Source organism: Bradyrhizobium sp. (assembly GCF_017881085.1).
Classification (GTDB): Bacteria; Pseudomonadota; Alphaproteobacteria; order Rhizobiales; family Xanthobacteraceae; genus Bradyrhizobium.
Map to the genome: position 1 here is coordinate 1 of NZ_JADGRI010000213.1, position 9,461 is coordinate 9,461.

Consider the following 9,461-nt stretch of genomic DNA (forward strand, 5'->3'; position numbering starts at 1 on the left):
GTGGCCTTCGGGTCCTTGTAGTAGCCCATCATGACGTTGGGCCCGCGATGCACCAGCTCGCCGGCCTGTCCGCGCGGCAACAGATTGCCGGCATCGTCCATGATCGCGGTCTCGTTCACGATCAGCGATTCGCCCCAGTAATTGCCAAAGCGCTGAAGCTGGACCTCGGGCCGCGACATCGTGGTAGCCGGATACATTTCAGTCTGGCCGCTGGAAAGGACAAAGTTCGGGCAGAGATCGGCGATGGCGCGCTCCAGCAGCGGGCGGCCCATCGGGGCCATGGTGTAGATGCAGGTCCGCAAGCCCGAGAGATCGAATTCCCTGCGGCGCGGGTGATCGAGGATCGCCTGATACATCAGCGACAGGCCGACGAACACGGTGAGCTTGTCGCGCACGATGGCTTCCATGCACACGACGGGATCGAAGCCGCGCATCAATGCCATGCGGCCACCGACCGAGAGATAGCTCAACAGCAGCACATGTCCGGCGCAATGGAACAACGGAAACTGCCCGGTGATGCCGTCGTCGCGGGACAACTGCATCTCGATGCAATTGCTCATGACGGCCATGACCACGGCGAGGTGGCAATGCATCGCCCCCTTCGGCCGCGACGTGGTGCCCGAGGTATAGATGATCATGGCGAGATCGCGGTCGTCGATCTCGATATCCGGCTCGATCTCCGATCGGCCCTTGATCAGGTCGTTGAAGCTTTCGAGGCCGGCGGCGGAAGCCGTGCCGGCGAGATCGACCGCGATCAGATCGATGCCGCGTTTGGTGAGCGCCGCGCGCCGGTCGGGTTGCGCATAGAGATTGTCGTCGATCAGCGCAAAATTCACCTCGGCATGGTCGAGGATGTAGTCCATGTCGGCAGGGCCGAGCATGGTGTTGATCGGCACCCAGACCAGGCCAGCGCGATGAATGCCGAACAGCGCTTTGACGAACTCGACCGAGTTGTTGCAGATGGTCGAAATCTTCTCGCCGGGTTTCAGGCCCCGCGCGACCAGGTAATTGGCAAAACGGTTGGCATCGCGTTCGAGCTCGGTGAAGGTCACCCGCCGCGCGCCGTCGGTGAGTGCGGTCCGGTCGGGAAACCGCGCCGCCGCGCGTTTCAGGAGATCGCCGATCGCCACCCGGCCGATCCGGCCCGGCCCCGGCACGCCGCCGGTGGCTGCGAGATTGGTCATGCAAATTACTCCCTCATTTTCGTCATTCCGGGGCGCGCACAGCGCGAACCCGGAATCTCGAGATTCTCAGATGTGCAATTGCACATCATAGTTCGACACTTCGTGTCGCCCCGGAATGACGTGTTAGTGGAGAATCCCGAAAATCTGCCGGGCTTCCGCGGGGCTCGCGATGGCGCGGCCGGTGTTGCGCGCGCATTTCGCGATCGCCTCAATCAGTTGCCCGTTCGAAATCACCTTGGAGCCGTCGCCGAGATAAAAGGTGTCTTCGAGCCCGGTGCGCAGATGACCGCCTAGGTCGGCGCAGCGCTGGTGCAGCGGCCAGATTTCCGCCCGGCCGATCGCGGTGACCTGCCAGTTGGCGTCCGGCGCCTTCAGCTTCAACAGGATCGGCAGCAATTCCGGATCGGCCGGCATGCCCGAGGCGACGCCCATCACGAAATTATACTCCAGCGGCCCGGAATACATCCCGGTCTGCCGGTACATCCCGACGCAGCGCACGATGCCGACGTCGAAACATTCGAATTCGGGAATGGTCCCGGCTTCCTTCATCACGTTGAGATAGTTGCCGACCTTCTCGACCGAATTGTCGAACATCATCGGCGGCCAGGCCCAGCTGTTGTCGGCCTTCACTTTCAGATAATTCAGCGAGCCGGCGTTGCAGGCCGCCATCTCGGGTCTGGTCTCGCGCACGCAATCGAGCGGGCCCCTGTAATCCGGACCCGACTGGCCGGTGGTGTGATTGATGATCACGCCCGGGCAGGCTTCACGGATCGCCTGCTGGATCTCGCGGGAGACGGCGACGTCCCAGGACGGCAGATGTCCCTTGCCCGGCGCCTGCTGGCGCAGATGGATATGCATGATGCTGGCGCCGGCGTCGAACGCCGCTCTTGCCTCGCGCGCCATTTCTTCCGGGGTCACCGGCACGTGATGCTGCTTCGGGTCGGTCAGCACGCCGTTCAGCGCGCAGGTGATGACGGCCTTGTCGCTCATGGAGTGGTTCTCGATCTCGGGTGGGGCCGTCAAGCGACCTTCGATCATGATCGGATTGGATCATGATCTCATCTCTATGGTTTGAGCATGATCTCTTCGGAAAACCGGTTCCCACTTTTCCGGATCATGCTCCAGCGATCATGCGTGCGTCGTCATCCGGCTTCTTGCGTCAACGCGCTATCGCCGGGTCCAGACCGCCCGCTGCGATAGATCGCGAGATCGCGGGAACCCGAAAAGATCGCGCGCGGCTTCAGCCCGTAAAACCTGCGGATCGAGTGGCTGAAATGGGTGGAGTCGGGATAGCCGATATCCTGCGCCAGATGCGCCAGGTTGAGGTCCTGATTGGCGAAATGCAGCAAATGCCGCGCGCGCTTCCAGGCCCGGAACGCGCGGAAAGAGATGCCGGTCTCCTGCTTGAACAGATGCAGGAAGCGCGACGAGGACAGGCCGGCCTCCACCGCACAGCTTGCCGCCGTCACCGGCTCGCCGCAGAAGCGGCCGATCTGCGCGATCGCCCGCACCACGCGCGGATCGAGGGCGCGCCGCGGCAGCGCTTCGCCAACGCACATGATGTCGAATGCAGTACTGCCGATTTCGCCGCTGCATGGCTCGCGCAGCAATTGCTGATAGGCCGCGCGGATGCGGTTGGCGAAGAAGGCGCGTTCCGCGCCCGACACGCGCTTGGCAAGGGCCTCGAGCGCGCCGGCGCCGACGGTTTCGGGCTCGACCATCACGCAAATCACCGAGCGGCAGTCGCTGGCGATGGTGTGCCGCACGTCCGGCAGAACGGCAGCCAGTTCGCCGTAGCTCTCACAGCCGCCTTCGACCGAAAGCCGCAAGCCCCCCTCGATCGCCACATAGACGTGAAGCGCCCCGGAGGCGCGCTGCCGCGGCCGGCCGAGCAGGCCCGCGTAAAACACGCGCTCGGGCGTAATCAGCATCAAATGGCTGGATTCGTTGCCTTTTTCGTCCATGGTCGACCCTCCCGGCGCGGCTCTTGCGGCCACTGCGCGAGATCAACCATAGCGCAAAATCGGCGGCTGACCACGGTCATTCCGGGACGGTGCGAAACCGGAATGACGGAAGGATCAAGCCCGGACGCGGGGCGTGACGTTCTGTTCCACCCCGGCCCGGGTTTCCGCGGCCACCGCCCGTTGATAGCCGTCGCGCGCCTGCAACCGCTGCCAGTAGGCAGAAACGTTGGGCCCGAAATCCTTCGCAAGGCCGATGGTGTCGGCCAGCCGCAGGGCGTAGCCGATCACGATGTCGGCCGCGGTGAACCGGCCGGCCACGAGCGTCTCCGCGCCCGCCGTCGCGGCCTCGACCGCCCGCAGCCGCCCCAAAAACCACTTGGCGTAGTCGGTGGCGACCTGCGGATTGCGCCGCTCTTCCGGCTCGAGCTGGGTGTAGCGCAGCACCAGGGTCTGCGGAAAGGTCAGCGTGGCATCGGAAAAATACATCCAGTTCAGGAACGCGCCATAGGCCGGCTCGTCGACGCCGACGACCAGCGGCGTCGGGCCGTGCCGGGTACCGAGATAATGACAGATGCCGGAGGACTCCGTCATTTTGGTCTCGCCGTCGATCATGAAGGGGATGGTGCCGAGCGGGTTGAGCGCGAGATATTCCTTGGCGAACACCCGTGGCGGGAACGGCAGCATCTTCAGCTCGTAGGGCAGCCCCATTTCTTCGAGCATCCAAAGCGGCCGGAACGAGCGGGCGCCATCGCAGTGGTAAAGCGTGATCATCCGGCGCTCCCTTTCCCTTGATTTGAAACCAGTCTGGAACGCCGGTGCGCCATCCGCAAGTGCGAACGGCGGTCGAGCGATGAGGTCACTCCCCTCCCCCCGCGAAGCGGCGGGGAGGGGTCGGGGGTGGGGGGCGGTCCAGCAAACTCTCTGCCAGAGGAGCAAGCGGATAAACCCCCCACCCCCGACCCCTCCCCGCCACGCGCTTTGCGCGTGGAGGGAGGGGAGAAGATAACGCTCATGGTGAGGGGTGAATTCATGCTTCGCTCGCAGTATGTCAAACCCTGGCTGCGAACCGCGCGTGCATCAGCTACTCAACGCAAGACGATGAGCCGACGCAGCGCATTGGTCTCGTTCACCCGAGCCAGGAAAGGCCAGGACGATGGATTTTGAGCACAGTCCGAAAGCGCTCGAACTGCAGGGACGGCTGCAGACCTTCATGGACCGATACGTCTATCCGGTCGAACACCTCTATCAGGAGCAGGTCGAGAACGGGCATCGCCATCACCGGCCGCCGGTGCTGGAAGAGCTGAAGCGCCGCGCCCGCGCCGAGGGGCTCTGGAACCTGTTTCTACCGGGCGACCACGGCGCCGGCATCGGCAATCTCGACTACGCGCCGCTGGCCGAGATCATGGGCCGGATTTCATGGGCCTCCGAAATCTTCAATTGTTCGGCGCCCGATACCGGCAACATGGAAGTGCTCTCGCTCTATGGCACCCCTGAGCAGAAGAAGCGCTGGCTTGAGCCGCTGCTCGCGGGCGAAATCCGCTCGGCCTTCTCGATGACCGAGCCCGCGGTGGCGTCCAGCGACGCCACCAACATCCAGTGCAGCATCCGCCGCGACGGCGCGGATTACGTCATCAATGGCCGCAAATGGTTCACGTCGGGCGCCATGAGCGAGGATTGCAGGATCCTGATCGTGATGGGCAAGACCGATCCCGACAATCCCAACAAGCATTTGCAGCAATCGATGGTGCTGGTGCCCCGGGAGACGCCGGGCATTCGGATCGTGCGCGACATGCGCGTGTTCGGTTACGACGACGCGCCGGTCGGTCATCCCGAAATCGTCTACGACAACGTCCGGGTTCCCGCCACCAACATCCTGCTCGGCGAAGGCCGCGGCTTCGAGATCGCGCAGGGCCGCCTCGGCCCCGGGCGCATCCATCATTGCATGCGGCTGATCGGCTGCGCGCAGCGCGCGCTCGAACTGATGTGCGCCCGCGCGCAATCGCGCATCGCGTTCGGAAAGGCCCTGGGCGAACAGGGCTCGGTGCGGGAGGACATCGCCCATTCCTGGTGCGAGATCGAACAGGCGCGCCTCTTGACGCTGCGGGCCGCCGAGAAGATGGATCGCGAGGGCAACAAGGCGGCGCGCGATCTGATCGCGGCGGCGAAAGTGGTCGTGCCCAGCATGGCCGCCCGCGTGATCGACCGCGCGATCCAGATCCATGGCGGCGCCGGCGTCTCGCAGGATACCTTCCTCGCGGAAGCCTATACCTATGCGCGGTTCATGCGGCTCGGCGACGGACCTGATCAGGTCCATCTGGCGCAGCTTGGGCGCGGACTGCTGAAGCGCTATGGCGTATCAGCCTGATTACTTCTGCTTCATGCCAGGCAAGGTGCCCATCATCTTGCACAATACCGACAGCATCACCTCATCGGCGCCGCCGCCGATCGAGGTCAGGCGGCTGTCGCGATAGGCGCGGCTGACCGGGGTCTCGTTCATGAAACCCATGCCGCCCCAATATTGCAGGCAGGCATCGGTCAGTTCACGCCCCAGCCGGCCGGCTTTCAGCTTGGCCATGGTCGCGAGCTTCGTGACGTCCTCGCCGGCGACCAAAGCCTCCGCGGCGCGATAGATCAGCGCGCGCAACAGTTCGACTTCGGTCTGCATCTCCGCCAGCTTGAAATGGACGATTTGGTTATCGAGGATGCTCTGGCCGAACGCCTTGCGGTTGCGGGTGTATTCGATCGTGTCGTTGATGATGGTTTCATGCGCCTTGAGGCAGGCGGCCGCGCCCCACAGCCGCTCCTCCTGGAATTGCACCATCTGGTAGGTAAAACCCTGTCCTTCCTCGCCGATCCGGTTGCGCTTCGGCACCCGCACTTCGTCGAAGAAGATCTGCGCGGTATCGGACGAGCGCATGCCCATCTTGTCGAGCTTTCGCGCCACCTGCACGCCCTTTGATTTCATCGGCACGCAGATCAGCGACTTGTTGCGATGGACCGGCCCGTCGCTGGTGTTGGCGAGCAGGCAGATCCAGTCGGCCTTGACGCCGTTGGTGATCCACATCTTGCCGCCATTGATGACGTAATCGTCGCCGTCGGAGCGCGCGCTGGTCTTGATCGAGGCGACGTCGGAGCCGGCCCCCGGCTCGGACACGCCGATGCAGGCCACCGCGTCGCCCGCTATCGCGGGCGCCAAAAATTCGCGGCGCACCTCGTCGGAGCCGAACCGCGCCAGCGCCGGCGTCGCCATGTCGGTCTGCACCCCGATCGCCATCGGCACCCCGCCGCATTTGATGGCGCCGAGCTCCTCGGCCATCATCAGCGCGTAGCTGTAATCGAGCCCCTGGCCGCCGAACGCGACCGGCTTGTTGAGGCCGAGAAAACCGAGATCGCCGAGCTTCTTGAACAGCTCGTGCGACGGAAACTGCTCCGCCGCCTCCCATTCATCGACAAAGGGATTGATCTCGGCGGCAATGAATTTCTGCAGGATACGGCGCGGTTCGTCGTGGTCGCTGGTGAAGAGCATTTTTGTTTCCTTGTCATTCCGAGCCCGCTCGTTCGTTTCTGCTCCCCTCCCCCCGCGCAGCGGTGGGGAGGGGAGTTGACGTTGCTGCCGTGGTCGGCAGCGAGAGCATCTTTCATTTTTCCCGTCATTCCGGGGCGCTCGCAGCGCGAGCGAACCCGGAATCTCGATGTCGTCTAACTCAGTTTAACCCATCTCCAGATTCCGGGTTCGCGTCTGCGACGCGCCCCGGAATGACGGAACAGGTTCTAAAACCCCATCTGCCGGCTCGCCAGATCCTTCATGATCTCCTCGGTGCCGCCGCCGATCGCGTTGACCTTGACCTCGCGGTAGATGCGCTCGACCTTGATGCCGCGCATATAGCCGGCGCCGCCGAAGATCTGCACCGCCTCGGAGGCGCAGAACGCCATGGTCTGCGTCGCCTGGTTCTTCATCATGCAGATTTCGGCGACCGGGTTTTGGCCCTGCCCGAGCCGCCAGGCCAGCATTTCCAGCATCGCCTGCGACGCCGCCACCTTTTGCGCCATGTCGACCAGCTTGTGCCTGATGACCTGATGCTGCGAGATCGGCTTGCCGAAGGTCTTGCGCTCCCTGGCGTAGGCGATCGCTTCCTCGACGCAGACCCGGGCGAAGGCCGTGCAGCCCGCCGCCATGCCCATCCGCTCGCTATTGAAATTCTGCATGATCAGCTTGAAGCCCTGGCCTTCCTCGCCGATCAGGTTTTCGACCGGCACGCGGCAATCGTCGAAATGCAGCGTCGCGGTGTCCGAGGCCCACCAGCCCATCTTCTTCAGTTTCGTGCGCGACAGGCCCGGCGTATCGCCCTCGATCAACAGCAGGCTGACGCCGCCCGCTCCTTCCCCGCCGGTGCGCACCGCCGTCGTGATGTAATCGGCGCGCATGCCGGAGGTAATAAACGTCTTCTCGCCGCTGACGACATAATGATCGCCGTCGCGCCGCGCCTTGGTGCGGAGATTGGCGACGTCGGATCCGCCACCGGGCTCGGTGATCGCCAGCGCCGAAATCTTCCTGCCCGACAATACCTCCGGCAGCACCCGCGCCTTGATTTCGGGGCGCGCGGCGCGCGCGATCGGCGGCGAACCGATGGTGTGGCTCATCAGGCTGGCGCTGATCCCGCCGGCGCCGGCGCGCGCGAGTTCCTGCGAGGCCACGATCTTCATGAAGGGGTCGGCGGGAACGCCGCCGCATTCTTCCGGGAAGCCGAGCGCCAGCAGGCCGATTCCGGCCGCCTTGGCATAGAGTTCCCTGGGGAATTCACCGGCCTCGTCCCACTGGCTGGCGTAAGGCTCGATTTCACGCGAAACAAAGCTGCGCATCACGTCGCGGAAGGCTTCGTGATCTTCCGTGTAAAACGGGCTCTGCGCCCGGGTGCGCTCCAGCATCGTCTTCTCCCAGGGATCACCATGCCTCGTATCGGCCGGCGCGAGCTTGCGTCGAGTGGCTGGCATGAAGCGACCAGCGGCTGAACGCAAGACCGGCATTCCCTGCTACGCCTAGCCTGACCCGAAAAGCAAGAGCATCGCCGTCGACATGACACGGCGGCCCATCCCGGGAGGATGATCCATGAAGCGCCTGAGCTATCTCGCCTCGCTGGTCCTTCTGCCGCTCTTGTCATGGACGGCCGCCGCCGCCGAGCAGCCCGGCATCACCGACAAGGAGATAAAATTCGGCAACATCATGCCGTATAGCGGGCCGGCCTCCGCGCTCAGCGTCACCGGCAAGGTGTTTTCAGCCTATTTCGACATGATCAACGAAAAAGGCGGCGTCCAGGGTCGCAAGCTCAACATGATCTCGCTCGACGACGGCTTTTCGCCGCCGAAGACGGTGGAGGCGACGCGCCGGCTGGTCGAGAGTGACGGCGTCGCCTTCATGTTCGGCACCATGGGCACCGCGCCGAGTTCGGCGACGGCGAAATATCTCAACGGCGCCAAGGTGCCGCATCTGTTTTTGATTTCGTCGGCCTCGAAATGGAACGAGCCGGCGACGCAGCCCTGGCTGATGGCGCTGCCCTGGGCGCCGAATTACATGGTGGAGGCCGGCATCGAGGTTCGCTATGCGCTTTCGAAAAATCCCAATGCGCGTTTCGCGGTGCTCTACCAGAACGACGACGCCGGCAAGGAATATCTGCGCGGCGTCAGGGAAGCGCTCGGCGCCGATGCCGACAAGGCCATCGCGATGGCGACGAGCTTCGAGGTCGCCGATCCCACGGTGGATTCGCAGATCATCACGCTGGCGAGCACCAAGGCCGATGTGTTCCTGATCTACAGCGTGACGCCGCGCGCTTGCGCCCAGGCCATCCGCAAGGCGCAGGAGACCGGCTGGCGGCCGATGCGCTTCATTTCCTCCGGCTGCGCCAACAAGGACACGGTGATGGCGCCGGCGGGCCTCGATGCCGCCGGCGGCATCATGTCGGTGGTGGCGCTCAAGCCGTATATGGCGGACTCCAAGGATCCCGGACTCGTCGGCTACGGCGACTTCATGAAGGCGCGGCTGCCGAATGTCGATCCCGCCAACTTCGCCGCCGAATATGGCTACATGGTCGCGCAAGCGCTGGTCGTGGTGCTGGAGCAGTGCAAGAACGATCTCAGCCGCGAGAACATCATGGCGCAGGCCGCCAATCTGAAAGGCGTGGCGCTGTCCGTCCTGCTCCCCGGCATCACGCTCAACACCTCGGCCACCGATTACCGCCCGATCAAGGACGGCTACATGGTCGAATTCCGCGACGGCCAGTTCGTGGTGGTGAGCGAGCTGTTGCACGGGAATTGAAGG

At 64.1% G+C, this 9,461-nt stretch carries 8 protein-coding genes; 2 read left to right on the forward strand and 6 right to left on the reverse strand.

Features of this window, described 5'->3' with window-relative positions:
- The 4 genes from QZ213_RS18915 to QZ213_RS18930 all read right to left on the reverse strand — a co-directional run.
- On the reverse strand, positions 1 to 1,184 hold a 1,184-nt coding region (locus QZ213_RS18915), incomplete at its 3' end, for an AMP-binding protein (RefSeq protein ID WP_291687623.1).
- 123 nt (positions 1,185 to 1,307) lie between these two features.
- On the reverse strand, positions 1,308 to 2,174 hold the full coding sequence (locus tag QZ213_RS18920) for a 3-keto-5-aminohexanoate cleavage protein (RefSeq protein ID WP_291687624.1): 867 nt from the start codon (positions 2,172 to 2,174) through the stop codon (positions 1,308 to 1,310).
- Between the two features lie 152 nt (positions 2,175 to 2,326).
- On the reverse strand, positions 2,327 to 3,148 hold the full coding sequence (locus QZ213_RS18925) for an AraC family transcriptional regulator (RefSeq protein ID WP_291687625.1): 822 nt from the start codon (positions 3,146 to 3,148) through the stop codon (positions 2,327 to 2,329).
- Positions 3,149 to 3,262: 114 nt separating this feature from the next.
- Positions 3,263 to 3,919: a glutathione S-transferase family protein gene (locus tag QZ213_RS18930; RefSeq protein ID WP_291687626.1), complete on the reverse strand. Its 657-nt coding sequence runs from the start codon at positions 3,917 to 3,919 to the stop codon at positions 3,263 to 3,265.
- Between the two features lie 382 nt (positions 3,920 to 4,301).
- On the opposite strand from QZ213_RS18930, the gene QZ213_RS18935 reads away from it, so the two are divergent.
- Positions 4,302 to 5,513, forward strand: a complete 1,212-nt coding sequence (locus tag QZ213_RS18935) for an acyl-CoA dehydrogenase family protein (protein ID WP_291687627.1) — start codon at positions 4,302 to 4,304, stop codon at positions 5,511 to 5,513.
- On the opposite strand, the gene QZ213_RS18940 is transcribed toward QZ213_RS18935, so the two are convergent.
- Together QZ213_RS18940 and QZ213_RS18945 are read right to left on the reverse strand one after the other, a co-directional pair.
- A complete protein-coding gene (locus tag QZ213_RS18940) occupies positions 5,514 to 6,674 on the reverse strand; it encodes an acyl-CoA dehydrogenase family protein (protein ID WP_291687628.1) in 1,161 nt (386 codons plus the stop codon).
- Between the two features lie 245 nt (positions 6,675 to 6,919).
- Complete coding sequence (locus QZ213_RS18945; RefSeq protein ID WP_291687630.1) at positions 6,920 to 8,074, reverse strand: acyl-CoA dehydrogenase family protein; 1,155 nt, start codon at positions 8,072 to 8,074, stop codon at positions 6,920 to 6,922.
- 181 nt (positions 8,075 to 8,255) lie between these two features.
- Here QZ213_RS18945 and QZ213_RS18950 point away from each other — a divergent pair, with 181 nt between their 5' ends.
- Positions 8,256 to 9,458: an ABC transporter substrate-binding protein gene (locus tag QZ213_RS18950; RefSeq protein ID WP_291687629.1), complete on the forward strand. Its 1,203-nt coding sequence runs from the start codon at positions 8,256 to 8,258 to the stop codon at positions 9,456 to 9,458.
- Positions 9,459 to 9,461 lie beyond the last annotated feature (3 nt).